Origin of the sequence: Actinomadura sp. 3N407, assembly GCF_052245875.1 — a bacterium.
Classification (GTDB): Bacteria; Actinomycetota; Actinomycetes; order Streptosporangiales; family Streptosporangiaceae; genus Spirillospora.
Window position 1 is genome coordinate 652,881 of record NZ_JBQQBP010000002.1, and the last position, 21,522, is coordinate 674,402.

A 21,522-nucleotide genomic window follows, 5' to 3' on the forward strand; every position below is an offset into this window, starting at 1 on the left:
GTGTACGCCTGGATCTGGCGCCATCTGCCGGGCGCGTGGCACACCAAGACCGCCACGGCGCTCGGCCTGGTCATCACCGTCATCGCCGTCTTCTGGTACCTGGTGTTCCCGTGGGTGGAACCCAAGATCCAGTTCGACCAGGGGGTCGTGGAAGGCCCGACCCAGTCCTCGGTCCCCGGGTGATGGGACCTGACGTGCGCGTCCTCGTCGTGGACAACCACGACAGCTTCGTTTACAACATCGTCCAGTACCTGCTGGAACTGGGCGCCGACTGCACGGTCAAGGACCGCTCCGACGTCACCCTCCAGGACGCCGCGGCGGTCGACGGCGTCCTGCTGAGCCCGGGCCCCGGCCACCCCGCGGACGCGGGCATCTGCCTCGACCTGGTCCGGGACGCCGAACTCCGCGCGACACCCGTCCTCGGCGTCTGCCTGGGCCACCAGGTGATCGCGCATGTGCACGGAGCGACGGTCACCCGCGCCCCGGAGATCGTCCACGGCTCCACCAGCGAGATCACCCACGATGCCGCCGGCGTCTTCCAGGGACTGCCGAACCCGTTCCCCGCGACCCGCTACCACTCGCTGGCCGTCCGGCCCGACACGGTGCCCACGACCCTGCACGTGACCGCCCGCACCTCCGACGGCGTGATCATGGGCCTGCGGCACCGGACCCGCCCCATCGAGGGGATCCAGTTCCACCCCGAATCAATCCTCTCCGCGGGCGGCCACCAGCTCCTGAAAACCTGGCTGACCGCCAGCACCGCCAAGTAACCGGCCGGGGCCCCCACCGGATCTCACGGACGCCGGATCTCACGGACGCCGGATCACACGGACGCGGAATCTCACGGACGCGGAATCTCACGGACGCGGAGCCGACCAGCGCGGAAACGCAAGAACCTCAGCCATCGCCGCAACCACGCAACGACCAAAACCGTCGCGATCGCGACCGAAGGCAGGTTCGAGCGAAGCGAGAATCTGATCGCGCAGCGAGCCGCAAGGCGAGCCGGAGCGATGCAGCGATCGCACCGCAGTTCCCGCCGAAGGAGGGCCGCCAAGGCCCGACGCCAAGGGCACTGCAATAAACAAGAGGGCTTCCGCCACTCGGGGGCAATGGCGGAAGCCCTCATCATGGTCTTCGTCCTCACGCCGTGGGACGTTACGGATTTCAACCGAAATTTTCCGGCGGAACCGGCGACGGCAGGACTTCCTCGGCACGACCGACCCCGGCCGCGCACGACAACCAGGCGTCGCGGCGGCCGGCGCAGCCGGTCGCGGTCGTGCTAGTCGTCACCGCCCGGGAAGCCGGGGAAGCCTGGGGTCGGGGTGTTGCCAGGGGTGGTCGGCGGGGGCGGCGGCTTCTCCGCGATGAAGATCGTGACCGTGTCGCCCGGCGCGACCGTCGCGTCCGGACCGGGCTGCTGGTTGAACACCAGGCCGGGCGAGACCTGCCTGTCGGGAGGCGCCACGGCCTTCTCCACCTTGCACTTCAGCCCGAGGTCTTCGAGTTTGCCGCAGGCGGCCCGCTGGCTGTTGTTGAACAGGTCCGGCACCTTGAGGTTGCTCGGGCCGTTGGAGATGGCCACGGTGACCGTCGCGTTCTTCGGCGCCTTCGAGCCGCCGGGCGGGTCGGTGCTGATGACGCTGAGCCGCGGGACGCTTTCGCTGTTCTCCACGCGCTTTTCGACCTCGAACCCGCGCTGCTCCAGGATCTTCTTGGCCGTGCTGTACGGCTTGCCCGTCACGTCGGGTACCTCGATCTCCGTGGGCGGCTTCTTGCCCTTGGAGACCAGCAGCGACACCGTGGCGCCCTCGGGCGCGTTGGCGCCGGGCCTCGGGTCGGAGCTGATGACGAATCCCTTCCGGATCTCGTCGCTGTACTCCGTCTTCGGTGCGCCGACCTTGAAGCCGAGCTTGGTCAGCTGGGCCGTCGCGTCGCTCTGCGAGACGTTGACGATGCTCTTGGGGACGGCGACCTGGTCGCTGGCGTCGTTGCCGCTCATCAGGAAGCCGACGAGGGCCGCGCCGCCGATGAACAGCACCGCGAGGCCCAGCCACAGCGCGGCCTTCTTGCCGGCGCCGCCGCGTTCGGGGTAGTCGTCATCGTCGTAGCGGGCGGGGGGCAGGCCGTAGCCGTTGTCGACGGGCCGCTGCATCTGTGTGCGCGGTGGGGCGCCGCCCGGGTATCCGCCCATGACCTGGGTGCCCTGTGCCTGCGAGCCCATCATCATCGTGGACGCGGCGGTGGACGCCACCGGATGTCCCTGCAGGACGCGCTGGATCTCCTGCCGGAACTCGTTCGCGTTCTGGTAGCGGTTGTCGGCTTCCTTCGCCATCGCCTTCAGCACGATCGCGTCGGCCCACTGCGGGATCTGGGGGTCCACCTGCGACGGCGGGACGGGCTCCTCCCGGACGTGCTGGTAGGCGATCGCGACCGGGGAGTCGCCGGTGAACGGCGGTTTGCCGGTGAGCAGTTCGTAGAGGACGCAACCCGTCGAGTAGATGTCGCTGCGGGCGTCGACCCGCTCGCCGCGCGCCTGCTCCGGCGAAAGGTACTGCGCGGTACCGATGACCTGCGCGGTCTGTGTCATGGTGGCGGCCGTGTCGGCCATGGCACGGGCGATGCCGAAGTCCATGACCTTGACCTCGTGCTGCCGGGTCAGCATCACGTTGGCCGGTTTGATGTCGCGGTGCACGATCCCGCCGCGGTGGCTGTAGTCCAGCGCGCGCAGGATCCCGTCCGTTATCTCCAATGCCTTGTCGGGGAGCAGCGCGCGGTTCTCCCGCAGCAGGTCGCGCAGCGTGCTGCCGTCCACGTACTCCATGACGATGTACGGGATGGAGGTCTCACCGATCATGTCCTCGCCGGTGTCGTACACGGCGATGACCGAGGGGTGGTTCAGCGACGCGGCCGACTGGGCCTCGCGCCGGAACCGGGCCTGGAACGTGGGGTCACGGGCGAGGTCGGACCGCAGCGTCTTGACCGCGACGACGCGATCGAGGCGCAGGTCTCGGGCACGGTAGACCTCGGCCATGCCGCCGCGCCCGATCACCGTTTCGAGCTCGTAGCGGCCGCCGAGCAGCCGAGGTTGACTCATATGTGCACTTTCCCTCGTACGTCTACACCTTGTCCTCCGAACCTAGCTCCCCGCTTTCTTCAGGCGAGGGATCCGGGCTCGGAGTTGACGGAGTCGTGGTGCTCTCCGTCAGTGTGGGTGTCGGCTCTGGGGCGGTGGGAGTCGCCCGGGGCGGATTGCTGGATGGCTTATGTGAAGGAGACGTCTTGGGGGCGTCCGGCGTTGACGGACGGATCCTATGCGTCCCGTACCGCTGCGTGACAGTCGGCCTTGGGGTGCGGTTCTGGTTCCTGGTCGGGTCGGCGGGGCCCGGGTGGACGACCGGTTCGTCGACGATGTCGTCTCCGACCGGCCTGGTCGCCGGGGAGCCGGGCGGGTCCCGTTCGTCGCCGGATCCCGTGAAGGCGAAGCCCTTCCACAGTGACCCGATCACGATGGCGCAGACCAGAAGCACGGCCGCGACCGACGTGTACGTCAGTGTCGTGCGCCGTTGCCCGCGCACTGACCCCGTGGTGAGGTTATCCGCCCCCAGGGCTGCGTCAAATCCCGACAAAGTAGTCGATTGGGTAACGATCTTCGGCCGGGGTTCCCGGCCGGGCACCTTGGCGTCGGCGTTCGTGCGCGGAAGACGCCCCGTGCTGAGGGCCGCCCGGATCGTCAGTGCACGCGCGGCGACCGTCTCCGCGTCCGCCGGACGGTCCGCCGGGTCCTTCGCCAGCATCTCCATGACCAGCTTGCGGGCCGCCCTGGGGAACCGCGGCGGCAGCTCCTCCGGCGCGTCCCGGACATGCTTCAGCGCCACCTCCACCGGCGTGGAACCGTCGAACGGCGGTGCCCCCGTCAGGCACTCGTACGCCACCGCGCCCAGCGAGTACAGGTCGGCGGACGGCGACAGCTCAAGGCCCTGCGCCTGCTCCGGCGAGATGTAGTGCGCCGTCCCCATGACCATCCCGGTCTGGGTCTGCGACGCCGCGGCCAGCCGCCGCGCGATCCCGAAGTCGGTGATCTTCAGGGTGCCGTCCGGCGACACCATCAGGTTCGCCGGCTTGACGTCGCGGTGCACGATCCCGGCCCGGTGCGCGACCGTCAGCGCCCGTCCCGCCTGCACCATCAGGTCCAGGACGGCCTCCAGCGGCAGCCCGCCGTCGCGCGCCAGGATCTCGTCCAGCGGCTCGCCCGGCACCAGTTCCATCACCAGGAACGTCCGGCCGTCCTGCTCACCGAAGTCGTACGCCCGCGCGATCCCCGGATGCCCGAGCTCCGCCGCGAACCGCGCCTCCGACTCGAACCGGCCCCGCGCCGACATGTCCGACCCGAGCTCCAGCCGCAGCAGCTTCACCGCCACCTGCCGCCCGAGGGTGTCGTCGGACGCGCGCCAGACCTCGCCCATCCCGCCGATGGCCAGCCGCTCCAGCAGCCGGTACCGGTCGTTGAGGACGAGGCCCCTGCTCACTTCTTCAAAACCTTAGCCATGATCGCCCCGGCGACGGGGCCGGCGTCGCCGCCACCCGAGCCCGGGCCCTCGGTCATCACGGCGAACGCGTAGCGCGGATCCTCGACCGGGGCGAACCCGACGAACCAGCGGGCGTTCGGGTTGCCCTGGCCCTGCTCGGCCGTACCGGTCTTACCGGCGATCCGCATGCCCTGCAGGTTCTTCGCGGTGCCCTCGGTGATCACCGCGCGCATCATGTCCGCCAGCTGCTCGGCCTGGTCATCGGTCATGGGCTGCTTGAACTCCTCCGGCGAGGCGTTGTAGAGCTCACTCTGGTCCTTCGCCCGGACCTTCTGCACCACATACGGGCTCATGATCTTGCCTTCGTTGGCGACGGAGGCCGCGACCAGCGCCATCTGCAGCGGCGTGGCCCGCACGTTCTCCTGCCCGATGCCGGACCGTGCCGTCCCGTCCTGGCCGGTCGGGATCGTCTTGCCGTCGGGGCCCGTGTACGACACGGGAACATCGCTCTCGGCCGCGTACATGTCCGGCTCCAGCTGGACGCGCTCGTTGAAGCCGAACTTCGAGGACCCTTGACTGAGCTGCCGGATGCCCATGTCGAGCGCCATCTTCGCGAACGAGGTGTTGCAGGACTCGGCGAACGCGCCCCGCAGCGGGGCCGTGCCCGCGCAGCTGCCGCTGTCGTGGGAGTTCGGCAGCGGCCGGCCCGACTCCGGCAGGATGAGCTGCCCCGTCTGGATCGTGGACGAGATGTCGATGCCGAGTTCCTGCATCGCGATCGCCGACGTCACCGTCTTGTACGACGAACCGGGCGGGAACGTCTGGCTCAGCGCGTTGTCGACCAGCGGCTTGACCACGCCGGTGCCCTCGTTCAGCTGCTCCAGCTTCTTCGCGCCCTTCTCGCCCGTCTGCGGCGCCACCTCGTTCGGGTCGAACGACGGCCACGACGCCGCCACCTTCAGCGCACCCGTCTTCACGTCCATCACCACCGCGCCGCCGCGGCGGCCCTGCACCGTCTTCGCCTTCAGCTGCTGGTACGCGGTGCGCTGCGCCTCCGGATCGATCGTCAGCTCGACGTTCGCGCCATCGGCCGGCTTGCCGATGAACGTGTCGAACCAGCGCTGCTGCGTGATGCGCTTGTCCTTGCCGCCCAGCAGCGAGTTGTAGGCCCGCTCGACCTGCGTGGCGCCGCCGTTGAAGTACCCCGTGACCGGCGCGAAGATCGGGCCGTCCTTGTAGGACCGGCCGTACTTCGGGTTGTCCTTGCCGGTCGGCTCCGACGTCACCAGCACCTCGCCGCCCGCGGAGATCTGCCCCCGCGGCGAGTTGAACACGTCCGCGAACTGCCGGCTGTTGTTGGAGTCGGTGCGCAGATCCTCCGCCTGGCTCCCCTGGACGTAGTTGATCTGCACCATCAGCCCGAAGAACAGCAGCAGGGCAAAGATGGCCACCCGGCGCACGGGTTTATCCATGTTCATCGGCAGAACTCACCTCGTGCTCACGATCTGGGTCATGCCCTCGTCCTGGATCGCCTGCGGGGCCGGCTTGCGCGCGTCATGGCTCATCCGCACCAGAATGGCGATCAGGATCCAGTTGGCCATCAGCGACGAGCCGCCCTGGGACAGGAACGGCGTCGTCAGGCCGGTCAGCGGGATGAGCCGGGTGACGCCTCCGACGATCACGAAGACCTGGAGGGCCAGGACGAACGAGACACCGCCCGCGAAGAGCTTCAGGAACGGGTCGCGCGCCGCCACGGCGGTCTTCATCCCGCGTTGCACGATCAACGCGTAGATCAGCAGCAGCACCATCAGCCCGGTCAGCCCGAGCTCCTCGCCGAACGAGTCGAAGATGAAGTCGCTGAACGACAAGGGCGTCCGCCACGGCTCGCCCTGGCCGAGGCCGGTGCCGAGCACGCCGCCCTCGCCGAGCGCGTACAGCCCCTTCATCAGCTGCGCGCTGTCGGAGTACTCGCCGCCGAGTTCGGCGCAGGCGGTGAAGCCGGGCGAGATGGCGCCCTCGGTGTCGTACTTCTGGTAGATCTCGGTGTTGGGGTTGACGGGGATGACCTTGCCGCTCTCCATCAGGCAGCCGCCGTCGAAGTACGGCTTCGGGTTCAGCCAGATGTCGATGCGCTGGTTCACGTGGCCCATGAACGGCAGCAGCGTCGCGACGAACACGCCCACCGCCAGGAGCCCGATACCGATCACGACCCAGGAGAGGCGCTGGGTCGCGATGTAGAGCAGCGACACGAACAGGCCGAAGAACAGCAGCGCGGTCCCGAGGTCCTTCTGCAGGAACAGCACGCCCAGGCAGAAGAACCAGATCACCATGATCGGGCCGAGGTCGCGTCCCCGCGGCAGGCTGAACGGCCCGACCTTCTTGCCGATCAGCGACATCGCCTGCCGCTTGTTCACCAGATAGCCGGCGAAGAACACGACCAGCAGCAGCTTGGCGAACTCGCCCGGCTGCACGGAGAACGGGCCGACGCTGATCCACACGCGGGCGCCGTTGATCTGCTGCCCGATGCCGGGGACGATCGGGAGCAGCAGCAGGACGACCGCGGTGAGGCCGATCAGGTACGTGTAGCGCTGTGCGGTCTTCGGCGTGAACGACAGCGGGGCGTCGGTCTTGTCGGTGTCCCGCATGATCAGCACGGCGGCGACGAACAGCCCGATGCCGACGAACGTCCACATCAGCTGGCTGGGCGCGTCGGCGGCGTCCTCGACGAGCTTCTTGCCGGCGAGCGCGGCGGCCTTGCGGTCGGCACTGGTGTCCAGGTCCAGCCGGTAGATCATGGCCAGCCCGACGCCGTTCAGCGCCACCGCCAGCGGCAGCAGCAGCGGGTCGGCGTACGGCGTGAACTTCGCCTGGACGAAGTAGGCGATGAGGGCCAGCACCACCAGGCCGCCGCCGTACACGAACAGCCCGGCGGGGATGCTGCCGTCACGGGCGAGCCCGACCTCCGCGAACGCCGACAGCGTCAGCACCATCGCGAAGACCAGCAGCGCCAGCGAGGCCGCGTTGCGCCGCTGATACGGCAGCCTGGCCCTGATCTGCTCCCCGAGCGAATGCATCTACGATTTCCCCCCGTTGGAGGGACAGTCCGGGATGCCGGAATCAGGTGTCTTGCACTGGTCCCGGCGGGTGGTCAGCTCCTGCAGCTTCTGCTCCGCGGCCGCCTGCCCGATGAACGCCATGTCGCCCTTGTCGACGGCCGTGGCGTCCGACCCGGGAAGCTCGCCGATCGGGACGTTGCTGGTCTTGACCGTGGCCTGCTTGCAGTTGTTCTGGCCCTTGCCCTTCACGATGGCGATCTTGCCGCCGTCATCGACCAGGGAGTACTTGCAGACGGCGTTCTCCAGCGTCTTCCACGCCTCTTCCGGACCGTCCACCGTGTAAGTGTTCTTCACCTGCTGCTGAAAGTCCTGGGGCAGGTCCGCTACCATGATCGGCGGGTTCGGCTGGTTCTTCTCCTTGCGGGACAGGCTGAGACCCGGCACCTCCTGCGTCGTCCCCCGGAACAGGACCACCCTGCCGTTCTCCTCGCCGATGTAGTAGCCGTTGCGGACGTTCTGAACCAGCACGAACCCGCCCGCCACGACACCCACGACGACCACCCCGGCGACGACCACCAGCCACGTCCACCGGCGGGCACCGCCGCGCCGCGGCCGCTCCATGGGCGCCTGCTGCATCACGCCCGGCGCCGGCGGGCCGCCCATGGGTTCGCTCATCGGCGCAGGCGCCGGAGGCGGCGGCATCTCGTCCACCGCGACCGGCGGCTGCGGCCTCGTGTCACGCAGCTGCGCCGCCCGCCCCGCCGGCGTGTCCGCCGCGGTCGTGTTCGCGCCGGGCCCCCCGCCCGGCGGCTCCGGCGGCGCCGTGTTCGCCGCCGCGCCCACCGCGTGGCCCGGGCCGCCCGTCGGCGGCCGCCGGTCCAGGTCGACCACGTCGGCCACCACGCACGTGATGTTGTCGGGGCCGCCGCCGCGGTTCGCGAGATCGATCAACTGCCGGACGGCCTGCTCCGGGTCGTCCACGTCCGTCAGCACCTGGAAGATCGTCTCCGCCGTGACGACGCCCGACAGGCCGTCCGAACACAGCAGATACCGGTCGCCGGACTGCGCCTCCCGCAGCGACAGATCCGGATCGACCTCACCGCGGCCGTCCAGCGCCCGCAACAGCAGCGAACGCTGCGGATGCGACGCCGCCTCATCGGGGCTGATCCGGCCCTCGTCGACCAGCGACTGCACCAGCGTGTGATCGTGCGTGATCTGGAACAGGCTGCCGTCCCGCAGCAGGTACGCGCGCGAGTCCCCGATGTGCACCAGCGCGACCTGGTTGCCCGCCCACAGCATCGCCGTCAGCGTCGTCCCCATGCCCTGCAGGGCGGGGTCAGACTCGACGATGCGGTGCAGGTTGTCGTTCGCCGCCTTGACCGTGTGCTCCAGCGCGGCCAGCAGTTCCGTCGCGGGAAGGTCCTTGTCGAGCGCCCGCAGCGCCTCGATCGCGGCCGCGCTGGCGATCTCGCCGCCGACGTGGCCGCCCATCCCGTCGGCCACCGCGAGCAGATGCGAGCCCGCGTACGCCGAGTCCTCGTTGCCCTCGCGCAGCATGCCGACGTCGGAGCGCGCCGCGTACCGGATTCCCAGAGTCATTTGCGCAGCTCGATCACGGTCTTGCCGATACGGACCGGTACGCCGGGCGGCACCGGCATCGGCCGGCTCACCTTCGTGCGTCCGAGATAGGTCCCATTGGTCGAGCCGAGATCTTCCACGATCCACTGACCGTCCTGCGCATAAAGTCGGGCATGCCGGCTCGAAGCGTAGTCGTCGGTCACGATGAGCGTGGCGTCATTCGCCCGACCGATGGTGATGGGCACCCCCGTGAGGTCTATGACGGTGCCGGCCCGTTCGCCCTGGACGACCACCAGCTTCGTCGGGGCGCCTTGCTGGGCGCTGCGCTGCTGTCGCGGTGGCTTCGGCTGCCTCGCCGCCCGGGGCGGTCGGGGCTGAGACGCGCGCGTGGCCGCCTTGGACGCGGCCTTCGAGCCGAACAGGTCGGCTCTGATCACGCCGACGGCCGCGATGACGAACAGCCACAGCACCGCGAGGAACGCCAGCTTGATCAGCGTGAGGGTGAATGGGGACATCGGAGTCGGGGTTACTCCCTATCGCGCCGGAACACAAGGGTGGTCCGGCCCATCGTGACGCGCGAGCCGTCGACGAGTGTGACCCGCCGTATCGGCTGCCCGTTCACGAACGAGCCGTTGGTCGACCCTAGATCCACGAGAGCGATTTCGGGACCTTCTACGCGTATCTCGGCATGGTGCCTGGACACGCCCGGATCGACGAGACGCAGGTCGCAGTCGGTGCCGCGACCCAGCAGAGTCACTGGTGTGTTGATCTCATAGGTGCGCTGAGTCGTGTCGGAGCCCTCCACCGCCGTGGTCACCAGAAGCCTCGGATGCCCCCCGAAGGCGCCCCCGCGCCCGCCCTGCGGAACATCGCTCACCGGCTGGCGGATCTCCCCGCCCTCCACGGTCGAACCCCTGATCACCCCCGACCTGATGCGGAACATGCCCGTGGCCAGGTCGCCCGCGTTCTCGAACCGCACACGCACCGGCCCCACAAAGGAGTACCCCTGCTCCTTCGCGTACTCCCGCGCGAGATTCGCCAGCTCCTGGCTCAGGCTGTCGGCGTACACCTGGAGCCGCTGCCCGTCCTGCTGAGAGATCTCCACGACGAAGTCGTTCGGAACCAGCGTGCGGCCCTGTGCCACGATCGCCGCCCGATCGTCCATCTCGCGCTGCACAGCACTGGCCACCTCGACCGGCTGCAGCTCAGACTTGAAGGCACGGGCGAAGGCTCCTTCGACCATGCCCTCGAGCCGTCGCTCGAAGCGCTGAATGACACCCACGGGCACCTCCCTTCCCCACTGGTAGACGATCGTATCGGTGCGAAGGTTCGCTGGAAGTATCTGGATACCTAACCACCGCTGCGAGCGTGCTAGCCTTTTCAGGCACCCGGAAACGGGTGCACAACCCGGGGCGGGTGGCGGAACGGCAGACGCGCACGGTTCAGGTCCGTGTGTCCGAAAGGATGTGAGGGTTCAAATCCCTCCTCGCCCACGAAGGGGTACAGACGAAAGTCGTAGCCCTACAGTGACGGAACAGACCCCGGAGCAGCAAGCTTCGGGGTCTTCGTCGTTACGGAGGCCAGCCTGCCGTCTGACCCAGGCCGGGACGCCATCCGGACGTGGACGTCGGAAGCCTTGGCGACCGGTTTCCGCGGCCGGTGTTCTCCGTGCCTGGATTTCCCAGCGGTACGGTGCGGGGGTATCGTCTATCTCGTGGTCGTGAGGACGTGACCGCACGACCTGGGGATCAGCACGGATCTCGATGCCGGCCGGGCCCATACGGGTGACCGGCCGACGACGAAGGGCGCACCAGCATGACCGACTGTGGCGGGCAGGCCGCCCATGGCGCCCCGGCGTCCTCCGGTCCCCGGAACGGCGCCGGCCCGCCCGCCGGCCCGGGCATCACCGCCCCGCCGTCCCGGCTGGACGGCACGATCTCCACGCACATTGCGCGTTTCCTGGCGCAGGAGGTACGCAAGGCCGGCGGCAATCCCGGCGAGGTCGCGCGCCTGCTGGACCTGCGGACCGACGTCCTGGCCGACGACCTCGTCCGGTTGCCGACCGGCTCCGCGGACGCGATGTGGAAGTACCTGGTCTCCAGGAACGCCGCGATGATCCGCGACGGCGCGCTGCTGGTCGACATCCCGCCGCCCGGTGGCTTCGGGCTGTGGGACTACATGCTCACCTCCGGGCCGACCCTCATGGAGTCGGTCCGCTGCACCGCGCGGCACATGGGCGTCCTGGGCGATCCCGCGGTGGAGAAACTGCAGGGGATCGAAAACGGCGAACTGTTCACCATCAGAAATGCGACCACTCCGCACGAGCCGGATGTGAGCGCAGCGCAGGAGGTGTTCGCGCTGGCGGTGCTGCTGCGGCGGTGCCGCGAGGCGACCGGGACACCGCTGGTCCCGGTACGCGTGGAACTGCGGCAGAAGGCCCCGCGCTCGCGCGCGACACTGCTGGAGCTGTTCGGCACCTCCCACGTGGACTTCGCAGCGCCGGCCACCTCGCTGACGTTCCTGGCCCGGGACGCCCGCCGGCCGCTGCCCAAGGCCCAGCCCGGGCTGCTGGAGATGCTGTGCGAGCACGCCGCCATGAAGATGGGCGCGGCAAGACCGGTCGGCGACTGGTACGACCTCTTCCGCCTGGCACTGCACGCCCGCTTCGAACAGGACTCGCTCTCCCTGGAGACCGTCGCGCAGCAGATGACCATCAGCGCCCGCACACTGCAGCGCCGACTGGCCGAACGGGGCAGCACCTGGCGCGGCGAAGTCGAGACCGCACGCCAGGAGAAGGCGCTGGCCCTGCTCCAGGACGGCCGGCTGCCCATGACCTCGATCGCCGGCCGGGTCGGATACAGCGACGTACGCGCACTACGCCGCGCCGTCCGCCGCTGGCAGAGCCGACCGGCCGGGTCCTTCGGAAGCGACACGAAGCAGACCTAAGCAGCGTCAAAGCCCCGGCCCACGACACCCGCCCGGCGGCTCCCGCCAGGTTCACCACCGCCCTGCACACTGCAGGAGACGCAACTGCTGGTGGATGTGATCCTTCCTGTACTGGCAGACCCGGGGATTCTTGATGAGCTGATCGAAGACCTACGCTGACCCGTACGGAGACATCCAGCTCAACCTCAGCGCCGCCTAATTAGTTCAGAGAATTACGGGTTCACCCCGCTGCACGAAGCGGCAGAGAACGGACACGCCGAGGTGACGCGTGCCCTGCTCGCGGCAGGCGCGCACGTCGGAGATCGTCTCGCCTGTGACGGCCGGCCGGCAGCCTCCCTTGTTGCCCTCGGCTCGGCCGCGCTGGTCGCCGACGGCCGCACGCCCGTACCGACGGCTTCCCCTCGCTGGCGGTGCTGGGCGGCGCCGCCGGCGCGGCCCTCGGCCACCCCCGCAGCCGGCGATCTCAATCTAGAAACCGCGCTTCTTCCGGCACAGGGACGAACACGCCATCGACAGGTCCGAACCCGCCGCCGTCCTCGCGCCCGCCTGCCGTACCCGTTCCGCTGACCCGGCCCTCAGCGGTCTTGACGCGAGCCGGCCGGGTCGAGGTCCAGCACGACGTGGCCGGGTGCCGAGCCGGTCTCCGCGGCGGCGTGGGCCTCGGCGATTCGATCGAGGGGGAAGCGGGCCGCGACGGGGCACCACAGATCGCCGTCGCGCAGCGCGGCCGTCAGGTCGGCGGTCGCCTGCCGGTTGGCCTCGTCCGGGAAGTCGTCGTGGCCGAGGAAGTGGACGGTGATGTTCTTGTCCGCGAGCCGCCGGTAGGGAATGGCCGGGTGGGCCCGGTCGCTGGAATGGATGGCGATGGTACCGCCGTGGGCGAGGATCTCCAGATCGACGGCGAGGTTCGCGCCGAAGGCGCCCTCGACCACCCGGTCCACCCCGTGCGGCGCGATGGCCCTGATCCGGTCCGTGACCCGCCCGCAGGAGGCGACGACGGCGTAATGGGCGCCGGCCGCCAACGCCGTCTCCAGCAGGGACGGTCCGCCCACCGCGGCGATCACCACGGCGCCCCCGCGCCGCGCCAGGGTCACCGCCGCCCGTCCCACCGCGCCGAGCGCGCCGGTCACCACCACGAGCCGCCCGTCGACGGGTCCGTCCTCGAAGATCGCGCGGTGCGCGACGATCCCCGGTACGCCCATCCCGGCGGCCTGTTCGAGCGGCACCCCCTCGGGCAGGGGCACCGCCTGCACGGCCGGGACCACGGCGTACTCGGCGGCGGTGCCGAAGGGCCGGTACGACTGGGCCAGGTAGACCCAGACCCGCTGGCCGAGCCGGCGCGCGTCGACGCCCCGTCCCACGGCATCGATCACACCGGCGCCGTCGTCGTGCGGGATCACCCGGGGGAACGTCATCGCCGGCCCGCGCCGGCCATGCCGCTTCGCCGCGTCCCAGTGGTGGACGCCGGAAAAGGCGATCTTGACGCGCACCTCGCCCGGCGAGGGCCGCAGGGTGGCCATCGTCCCCACGGTCAGCACCATGTGAGCCGGGCCGTGGCGCTCGTACCACGCCGCGCGCATCGCGACTCTCCTCCCCAACTCCGGCATCCGCCCGCGCCCCACCCCCGGAGGCGGACGGCAAGGTGCCTTCACCATAGGGAGGGCACCGGCCTGGCGCAGGGGACCGAACACGCCATCAACGGAACCGAACCCGCCACATCGGCGGCGAGGTCGGTGTACTTCTCTGCGCGCAACCGAGCGACCAGGGCGTCCTTGCCTCCGATCGGCGCAGGGAAGTCGGCCGGGACCAGGCCGGCAAAGCGTCCGGCGGCAGCCGCGCCGTGTCGGGCCTCGGCGGCGGCCAGCAGCGCTTTGGACGGCACACAGCCCACGTTGACGCAGGTGCCGCCGATGATGCCGCGCTCGACCATCACCACCCCCTTGCCGCTGTTGGTGGCGCGCCGAGCCTGGGCGAGCCGGTCGACCGTGCGTGACATGACGGCGCCGGGCGCAGTTAGGCGAGGTATCGCGGGGGGCGCCTCAGAGCTTCACCAGCATCTTGCCGATGTTGCCGCCGCGCATCATGTCCAGGAAGGCGGCGGGTGCCCGCTCGATGCCCTCGGCCACGGTCAGTTCGGTGTGCAGTGAGCCGTCGGCCAGCCAACCGGCCGCCTTTCCGATCCATTCGGGGAAGAGATGGAAGTAGGAGTTGATCAGCATGCCGCGCAGGGTGGCGTCCTTGGCGGCGAGGGTGAACAGGTTGCTCGGGCCGGGGACCGGCTCGGTGGCGTTGTAGGAACTGATCGCGCCCACCATCGCGATCCTGCCGCCGCGCCTCAGCGCGTCGATGGCCGCGGCCAGGTGGTCGCCGCCGACGTGATCGAGGTAGACGTCGATGCCGTCGGGGGCGGCCTCGGCCAGTTGCCCGGCGACCGAGCCGGCGCGGTAGTCGATCGCGGCGTCGTAGCCGAAATCCTCCACGAGCTTCCTGGTCTTCGTCGGACCGCCCGCCGAGCCGATCACGCGGGAGGCGCCGAGCTTGCGGGCGAGCTGCCCGGCGATGCTGCCCACGGCCCCGGCCGCGGCGGATACGAAGACGACGTCGCCGTCCCGCATGGGGGCCACCTGGGTCAGCGCCGCGTAGGCGGTCAGCCCGGTGGTGCCCAGCGCGCCGAGCCACGCCTCGGCGGGGGCCAGGGCAAGGTCGGTGACGGTCGCGGCGTCGGCGTCCACCACGGCGTACTCGCGCCAGCCCAGGAAGTGCACGACGGTCGCGCCGGCCGGGACGTCCGACGAGCGGGAGTCCACGACCTCGCCGATCGCCGCGCCGTCCATGGGGGCGCCGAGCGGGAACGGCGGCAGGTAGGACTCGGTTTCCTGCATCCGCTCGCGCATGTAGGGGTCGACCGACATCCAGGTGTTGCGGACCAGGACCTGGCCCTCGGCCGGCTCGGGTGGCGCGGTGGTGACCAGCTCGAAGTCCTGCGGGCGCGGCTCGCCGACGGGGCGGGCGGCCAGGTGGATCTCACGGTTCGCGGTCATGGTGGTGCTCCTCATCGTGTTGCCGCCGGGTTCGGGCTCCACTCTCGATAAGGGCGCGCACGATCGGCTGCGGGTTCGCTGTGGGTACCGTGAGTCGATGCGATTCGGTGTGCTCGGTCCGCTTTCGGTGTGCACCGATGACGGGCGCCCGGTGCGGGTTCCCGAGGTGAAGGTCCGGGCGCTGCTCACCGATCTGCTTGCCCATGAGGGGCGTCCGGTGTCCGCGGACCGCCTGATCGAGGACCTGTGGGGGGACGACCCGCCGGGCAGCCCCGTCAACACCCTGCAGACCAAGGTGTCCCAGCTGCGCCGCACCCTGGAGAAGGCGGAGCCGGGAGGTCGCGGGCTGGTGGCCTTCCGGGCGCCGGGCTACGTCCTGCGCGCCACCGACCTGGACGCCGCCCGTTTCGTCGCGTTGCTCGACCGGGCCCGCGCCGCCACTGATCTCCGGGAGAAGGCCGGGCTGCTGTCGGACGCGCTGGCACTGTGGCGCGGTCCCGCCTACGCCGACTTCCGCGACGAGGAGTTCGTTCGCACCGCCGCAGCCCGTCTGGAGGAGCGGCGCCTGACCGCGCTGGAGGAGTGGGCTGAGGTACGGCTGGAGTTGGGCGAGCACAGGCTGCTGGCCGACGAGCTGGGCGAGATGGTGGCCGCGCATCCGCTGCGCGAACGTCTGTACGCCGTCCACCTGCGGGCGCTTTACCGGTCGGGGCGGCAAGGCGAGGCGCTGGCCGGGTACGACGAGCTGCGGCGCCTGCTGGCCGACGAGCTCGGCCTCGAACCCGGCCCCGAGCTGGCCGGCCTCCACCAGGCGATGCTGCGCCAGGATCCCTCGCTCGTGCCCTCGCGTCCACGCACGAACCTCCCCGCCCCCCTCACCGGGCTGATCGGCCGCGAGCAGGCCGTGGCCGAGGTCGGCGCCCTGCTCGGGTCGGCGCGCATGGTCACGTTGACCGGGCCGGGCGGTGTCGGCAAGACCAGGCTCGCCCTGGCGGCCGCCGACCGCGCGGCCGCCGCCTTTCCCGACGGGGTGTGGCTGGTCGAGCTGGCGGGGACCTCCCGCGAGACGGCGACGGTGGCGGAGGTGGTGGCCGCCGAACTGGACGTCCGCGACGACACCGCGACGGGTTCGCGGCCCGGCGTGCGACCGGCCGGCCTGGCGCACCGGCTCGCCGAGGCCCTGCGCGGCCGGCGCCTGCTGCTCGTGCTCGACAACTGCGAGCACCTGATCGAAGCGGTCGCCGAGCTGGTGGATCTGCTGCTGCGGGCCGCTCCGGAACTGCGGGTGCTGGCGACCAGCCAGGAGTCGCTGGCGATGCCCGGGGAGACGCTGTACGCGGTACCGCCGCTCGAACTCCCGGTGCCCGGCACGGACCCGGGAGAAGCCGGCTCCGTGCGGCTGTTCGCGGCCCGCGCCGCGGCCGCCGCGCCCGGCTTCGTGCTGGACGAGGTCAGCGCCCCTTCGGTGGCGACGATCTGCAGGAGGCTGGACGGCCTGCCGCTGGCGCTGGAGTTGGCCGCCGCCCGGGTGCGGACCTTGGGCGTCCGCGGCGTGGCCGACCGGCTGGACGACCGCTTCCACCTGCTCACCGTCTCGGGCAGGGGACGGCCCGCCCGCCAGCAGACGCTGCGCGCGGTGATCGACTGGAGCTGGGAGCAGCTCGGCGAGCGGCAGCGGCTGGTCCTGCTCCGGCTGGCCGTCCACCCGGGCGGCTGCACGCTGGAGGCGGCCGAGGCGGTGTGCGCGGAGCCCGGGCTGGACGTGGCGGACCTGCTGGACGAGCTGGTGGCCAGGTCCATGGTCGAGTCCTCCGGCGGGGCCCGCTTCCGGCTGCTGGAGTCGATCGCCGCCTACTGCCTCGAACGGCTCTCAGGCGACGACGCCGTTTTCCAGCGCCGCGACCTCTACTACACCGAGCTGGCCGAACAGGCGAGACCTCACCTCCACGGTCCCGGGCAGCGCCAGTGGCTGGACCGCCTGGACGCCGAGGTGGCGAACCTGCGGGCCGTCCTCGCGCACACCACCGACCACGCGCTGGCGATGCGCCTGGTCGACGCCCTCGCGTGGTACTGGTACCTGCGCGGCAGGCATCGGGAGGGCCGCGCCTCGTTCGCCGCGGCCATGGCGCTGCCCGGCGCCGGCTGCCCGCGGACGGCGGCGTGGGAGGCCGGGTTCGCGATGCTGACGGGCGACGGCACCGACCTGGTGGAGCGCAGCCGTACCGCGGCGCGGGCGCTGGACGCCGGCGACGCGCGGTCACGCTGGTTCCTGGCGCTCGCGCATCTGAGTTTCGGGGACGCCGCCACCGCTGAGGGCCTGCTGACGGAGGCGCTGGCCGGGTTCCGCGCCGCCGGCGACCGCTGGGGCGAGGCGGCGGCGCAGGCGTGCCGCGCCAAGCAGGCGATGTTCCAGGGCGACCACGCCCTCGCCGAGCGGTCCGGCACCGAGAGCCTGACGATCTTCGGGGAGCTGGGCGACGGCTGGGGACGGCTGCAGGCGTCCGACATGCTCGGCTTCCTCGCCGAGATCACCGCTGACTACGAATGGGCGGCCCGCCTGCACAGCGAGGGCCTGGCCGTCGCCGAGGACCTGAGGCTGTGGACGGACGCGTCCTACCGGCTTTCCAGCCTCGGCCGGCTTGCCCTGCTGGCCGGCGACCTGGACCGTTCCCGTGAACTCCATCGGCGCGGGATGCGCCTGGCGGCCGAGCAGTCGAGCGGCTTCGCCGAGGAGTTCGCGCGGGTCGGCCTCGGTCTCGTGGCCCGCCGCGCCGGCGATTTCGACACGGCCGAGCGGCTCTTCCAGCAGTCGCTGACCTGGAATCGCCGCCTGAAGGCCGACTACGGCCTGCCCTTCTACGGGATAACGCTGCTGCTGGCCGAGCTCGGCTTCATCGCCGAGCAACGCGGGGACACCGCCACGGCCAGGTCACTGCACCTGGAGGGACTCGCCGCGGCCCGCGAGGTCGGCGATCCGCGCGCCATCGCCCTGGCCAGGGAAGGACTGGCCGGGGTCGCGGCCGCCGAGGGCGCCCATGCGGAAGCGGCGGCCCTGCTCGATGGGGCCGCCGCGCTCAGGCGGTCGGTGGGGGCGCCTCTCCCGCCTGCCGAACGCGGCGACGTCGACCGGATCGCCGCCGTCGTCAGCGCGGCGCAGGCCAAAGGGACGCGCTGACCCCCGGACGCCGGTCCAGGTGGCGGCGTTCTCGCTCAACTTCGGTGGGATCGCCTACAGAAGCCCGAACGTCGTGCCCCGGTACATCCCCGGATGGGACGCCGCCGGCACCCGCGTGGTCACGTTCGGCTGGTCGGGGGGCCTGGGCGGAGCTGCGCGAGAACTTCAATGTCACCACGCCGTTCGGCGGCGGCCTCGCTTACCTCGTGGGGCTGCTGGTGGTGGGCGAACTGGACGCGCAGGTCGGCTTTCGTGGGCCGTGGGTGGTCAGGACGGCCAGGTGCGCCTGTCGTCCGGGGCCGTCGTGTCGGCGCCGGGCGGTGGGGAGGCGCGTAGCTCGCTGGTCTGCAGTGCCCGGCTGATGTCGCTCGGGGTGATCAGGCCGACGACGTCGCCCTCGTCGTTCAGGACGACGGCGCGGCCGTCGGTGCAGCCGGCCATGCGGGGCAGCAGGTCGGGCAGCGAGTCGTGCGGGTGGGCGGTCGGGACCTCGTCCGGCGGGCAGGCGATGTCGGCCAGGCTGAGTGTCCTCCGCTGATCGGGCGTGGTGCCGCGGACGCGGTTCAAGGTCACCAGGCCGGCGAAGCGGCCGTCCTCTGCCAGGGGGTAGGTGGAGTAGCGGTGTGTCAGGACGACGTTGTCGACGAGGTCCTGCACCGGTGTCGTCGCGTCCGCCACGAAGGGGTCGGTCGTCATGACGTCGCCGACGCGGACGTCCCGCAGTGCGGCGTTGACGCGTGTCTGCTGCTCTTCGGCGCTGGCGGCGGTGACGAGGAAGAAGCCGATCAGGGCCAGCCACAGTCCGCCGAAGCCGGCCCCGAGCACGAACTGGACGAAGCCGACGGCTATCAGGGCCAGGCCGAAGACGCGGCCCGCGCGGGCCGCGGTGACGGCGGCGGCGGTCCGGTCGCCGCGCCGCCACCACAGGAACGCCCGCAGTACCCGGCCGCCGTCCAGCGGGGCCGCCGGGATCATGTTGAACACCGCGAGGATCGCGTTGATGCCGGCCAGGTAGGCGAGTGTCGCCACGAGCAGGTCCGGTCCGGCGGCGGCCGCCGCCAGCGTGGCCGCGGCCGCGAAGACCGCGCCCACGACCAGGCTGGTGACGGGGCCGATGACGGCGATGCGCAGGTCGGCGCCCGCCGTGCGCGGTTCGCCTTGGAGCTGGGCGACTCCGCCGAGCAGCCACAGCGTGATGCCCGTGACCTCGATGCCGTTGCGGCGTGCGACCACGGCGTGCGCCAGTTCGTGGGCGAGGAGGGACGCCAGCAGCAGGACCGCGCTGATCGTCCCCGCCAGGAGGTAGGCCCAGACTTCGTGGCCCGGATACACCTCCGGGAAGCGGCCGAATGCCAGGCCGAAGACCAGGATCGCGACGATCACCAGCACGCTGACATTGAGGCCGACCCTGATTCCGGCGATGGTGCCGAGCCGGATCGACTCACGCATCCGGTCTCCTCCGTCCGCGACTCGCCTGCCGGAACCGACCCTTTACCCGCCGTGCGGGCGGCTAAGCGGTTCCGGGTTCGCGAGCTCCCCGGGACGCGCCTCGCGGCAGGGTGGTTCTCAACTGGACAGGCGGCGGCGCAGGTGGTCCTTGCCCTGCTCGGCGCCCTTGCGGCTCTCTGCCTGCGCGCGGCGGAAGAGATCGGCCAGTTCCGTGTCACCGGCGCGCTCGGCGTCGCCGATGTAGGTCTCCAGCCGCAGTGCGTTGCTCAGGCACTGCTCGACGAACCAGACGAGGTTGTAGTCCTTGTCCTTGGTGCCGGTGATCCCACCGGTCTCCTGTGTCGCGCTCATCTGCTTGCCTCCCTTGTCGTGCGGCCGTCCGTCCGGCCGGCTGCGCGTCCCCTACCCGGCAGGCCAAGTCCCATGCTCAGCCGGGGCGGCGCACGGCGCGGCGCAGTCCGTAGAGGGCGGCGCCGGCGGCGAGGACGGCGGCGCCGGAGGTCACCGACGACAGCGGCAGCGCGAAGGCCAGGGTCAGGCAGCCGGCCAGCCCGACGAGGGGCACGACCCTGGGCGGGCGGCCCTCGTCCGGCGTGAGGGTCCAGGCGGAGGCGTTGGCGATGGCGTAGTAGACGAGGACGCCGAAGGACGAGAAGCCGATCGCGCCGCGCAGGTCCGCCGTCGCGGCGAGCACCGCCACCACGACGCCGATCAGGAGTTCGGCGCGGTGCGGCACCTGGAAGCGGGGGTGGACGGCGGCCAGGGCGTGCGGCAGGTGCCGGTCGCGGGCCATCGCCAGCGTGGTGCGTGAGACGCCCAGGATCAGGGCGAGCAGCGAGCCGAGGGCGGCCACGGCGGCGCCCGCGCGGACCGCGGGTGCGAGGGCGTCCGCGCCGGCCTCGTCGACGGCCTGGGCCAGCGGCGCGGTCGCCGCGCCCAGACCGGAGGTGCCGAGGGCGGTCAGGACCGCCACCGCGACCGCCGCGTAGACGGCCAGGACGATGCCGAGCGCGAGGGGGATGGCGCGGGGGATCGTGCGGGCCGGGTCGCGGACCTCCTCGCCGAGGGTGGCGATGCGGGCGTACCCGGCGAAGGCGAAGAACAGCAGGCCCGCGGCTTGGAGGATCCCGCCGGGCCCGGTTCCGGAGCCGAACTCCAGGCGTCCGCCGCCGGTGGTGCCGGAGGCCAGGCAGGCGACGACCACGGCGGCGAGCACGGCCAGCACCACGGCGACGATGGCGCGGGTGAGCCACGCGGACTTCTGCATGCCGACGTAGTTGACGCCGGTCAGCAGCACGACCGCGGCGACGGCCACCGCGTGCGCGTGGGCGGGCCACACGTACGACCCGACGGTCAGCGCCATCGCCGCGCAGGAGGCCGTCTTGCCGACGACGAAGGCCCAGCCGGCGAGGTAACCCCAGAAGTCGCCCAGGCGCTCACGGCCGTAGACGTAGGTGCCGCCGGACGCGGGGTGGCGGACGGCGAGCCGCGCGGAGGACGTCGCGTTGCAGTAGGCGACCACGGCGGCCACTCCCAGGCCGGCCAGGAGCCCGGACCCGGCCGCGCGCGCCGCGGGTGCGAGGGCGGCGAAGACACCCGCGCCGATCATCGACCCCAGGCCGATCACCACGGCGTCGAACACGCCCAGCCGCCGCCGCAGCTCATCGCCGGTCGGTGACCCGCTCATGGCGCACTCCTCCGTGCTCCGGTGTTCCGGGATGCCGCCTCACGATTTTCGTCCAACGGCGAAT

At 71.1% G+C, this 21,522-nt stretch carries 18 protein-coding genes and 1 tRNA gene; 6 read left to right on the forward strand and 13 right to left on the reverse strand.

Annotated elements, in window-relative coordinates:
- Complete coding sequence (locus ACTWPP_RS07190; protein WP_443103283.1) at positions 1-183, forward strand: hypothetical protein; 183 nt, start codon at positions 1-3, stop codon at positions 181-183.
- On the forward strand, positions 183-770 hold the full coding sequence (locus ACTWPP_RS07195; protein ID WP_443103284.1) for an anthranilate synthase component II: 588 nt from the start codon (positions 183-185) through the stop codon (positions 768-770). The genes ACTWPP_RS07190 and ACTWPP_RS07195 overlap by 1 nt, the downstream gene beginning before the upstream one ends.
- Before the next feature lie 509 nt (positions 771-1,279).
- Here ACTWPP_RS07195 and pknB read toward each other — a convergent pair.
- From pknB to ACTWPP_RS07230, 7 genes are read right to left on the reverse strand one after another with little or no spacing between them, the layout of a single operon-like run.
- Positions 1,280-3,094, reverse strand: coding sequence for a Stk1 family PASTA domain-containing Ser/Thr kinase (gene pknB, locus ACTWPP_RS07200; protein ID WP_443103285.1), 1,815 nt, complete (start codon positions 3,092-3,094; stop codon positions 1,280-1,282).
- A gap of 22 nt (positions 3,095-3,116) precedes the next feature.
- Entirely contained in the window at positions 3,117-4,526 is a 1,410-nt protein-coding gene (locus tag ACTWPP_RS07205; protein WP_443103286.1) for a serine/threonine-protein kinase, read from the reverse strand.
- On the reverse strand, positions 4,523-5,998 hold the full coding sequence (locus ACTWPP_RS07210; protein WP_443103287.1) for a peptidoglycan D,D-transpeptidase FtsI family protein: 1,476 nt from the start codon (positions 5,996-5,998) through the stop codon (positions 4,523-4,525). Before ACTWPP_RS07210 ends, ACTWPP_RS07205 begins: the two co-directional genes overlap by 4 nt.
- Positions 5,999-6,013: 15 nt before the next feature.
- Positions 6,014-7,600 (reverse strand): FtsW/RodA/SpoVE family cell cycle protein, encoded by a 1,587-nt coding sequence (locus ACTWPP_RS07215; protein WP_443103288.1) that lies wholly within the window; start codon positions 7,598-7,600, stop codon positions 6,014-6,016.
- Complete coding sequence (locus ACTWPP_RS07220) at positions 7,601-9,181, reverse strand: Stp1/IreP family PP2C-type Ser/Thr phosphatase (RefSeq protein WP_443103289.1); 1,581 nt, start codon at positions 9,179-9,181, stop codon at positions 7,601-7,603.
- Entirely contained in the window at positions 9,178-9,675 is a 498-nt protein-coding gene (locus ACTWPP_RS07225) for an FHA domain-containing protein FhaB/FipA (RefSeq protein WP_443103290.1), read from the reverse strand. The genes ACTWPP_RS07220 and ACTWPP_RS07225 overlap by 4 nt, the downstream gene beginning before the upstream one ends.
- 11 nt (positions 9,676-9,686) lie before the next feature.
- The gene (locus tag ACTWPP_RS07230) at positions 9,687-10,442 is read right to left on the reverse strand and encodes an FhaA domain-containing protein (protein ID WP_132157741.1); all 756 of its coding nucleotides are present in this window, start codon (positions 10,440-10,442) and stop codon (positions 9,687-9,689) included.
- A gap of 128 nt (positions 10,443-10,570) precedes the next feature.
- Here ACTWPP_RS07230 and ACTWPP_RS07235 point away from each other — a divergent pair.
- From ACTWPP_RS07235 to ACTWPP_RS07245, 3 genes are all read left to right on the forward strand, one after another.
- Positions 10,571-10,653, forward strand: a tRNA-Leu gene (locus ACTWPP_RS07235).
- A 322-nt stretch (positions 10,654-10,975) separates the two neighbouring features.
- A complete protein-coding gene (locus ACTWPP_RS07240) occupies positions 10,976-12,106 on the forward strand; it encodes an AraC family transcriptional regulator ligand-binding domain-containing protein (RefSeq protein WP_443103291.1) in 1,131 nt (376 codons plus the stop codon).
- A gap of 198 nt (positions 12,107-12,304) precedes the next feature.
- Positions 12,305-12,673, forward strand: a complete 369-nt coding sequence (locus ACTWPP_RS07245) for a hypothetical protein (RefSeq protein WP_443103429.1) — start codon at positions 12,305-12,307, stop codon at positions 12,671-12,673.
- A gap of 8 nt (positions 12,674-12,681) precedes the next feature.
- Here the strand turns inward: ACTWPP_RS07245 and ACTWPP_RS07250 are convergent, their stop codons facing one another.
- From ACTWPP_RS07250 to ACTWPP_RS07260, 3 genes are all read right to left on the reverse strand, one after another.
- Positions 12,682-13,686, reverse strand: coding sequence for an NADPH:quinone reductase (locus ACTWPP_RS07250; protein ID WP_443103292.1), 1,005 nt, complete (start codon positions 13,684-13,686; stop codon positions 12,682-12,684).
- A 68-nt stretch (positions 13,687-13,754) separates the two neighbouring features.
- On the reverse strand, positions 13,755-14,102 hold the full coding sequence (locus ACTWPP_RS07255; RefSeq protein WP_443103293.1) for a hypothetical protein: 348 nt from the start codon (positions 14,100-14,102) through the stop codon (positions 13,755-13,757).
- Positions 14,103-14,145: 43 nt separating this feature from the next.
- Positions 14,146-15,147 carry an NADP-dependent oxidoreductase gene (locus ACTWPP_RS07260; RefSeq protein ID WP_443103294.1) on the reverse strand — a complete coding sequence of 334 codons (1,002 nt, stop codon included), beginning with the start codon at positions 15,145-15,147 and terminating at the stop codon, positions 14,146-14,148.
- Positions 15,148-15,244: 97 nt separating this feature from the next.
- Here ACTWPP_RS07260 and ACTWPP_RS07265 point away from each other — a divergent pair, with 97 nt between their 5' ends.
- Entirely contained in the window at positions 15,245-18,322 is a 3,078-nt protein-coding gene (locus tag ACTWPP_RS07265) for a BTAD domain-containing putative transcriptional regulator (RefSeq protein WP_443103295.1), read from the forward strand.
- A gap of 267 nt (positions 18,323-18,589) precedes the next feature.
- Here the strand turns inward: ACTWPP_RS07265 and ACTWPP_RS07270 are convergent, their stop codons facing one another.
- From ACTWPP_RS07270 to ACTWPP_RS07280, 3 genes are all read right to left on the reverse strand, one after another.
- On the reverse strand, positions 18,590-19,771 hold the full coding sequence (locus ACTWPP_RS07270) for a site-2 protease family protein (protein WP_443103296.1): 1,182 nt from the start codon (positions 19,769-19,771) through the stop codon (positions 18,590-18,592).
- A gap of 117 nt (positions 19,772-19,888) precedes the next feature.
- Complete coding sequence (locus ACTWPP_RS07275; RefSeq protein ID WP_443103297.1) at positions 19,889-20,122, reverse strand: hypothetical protein; 234 nt, start codon at positions 20,120-20,122, stop codon at positions 19,889-19,891.
- 76 nt (positions 20,123-20,198) lie between these two features.
- Positions 20,199-21,458, reverse strand: a complete 1,260-nt coding sequence (locus ACTWPP_RS07280) for an APC family permease (protein WP_443103298.1) — start codon at positions 21,456-21,458, stop codon at positions 20,199-20,201.
- Positions 21,459-21,522 lie beyond the last annotated feature (64 nt).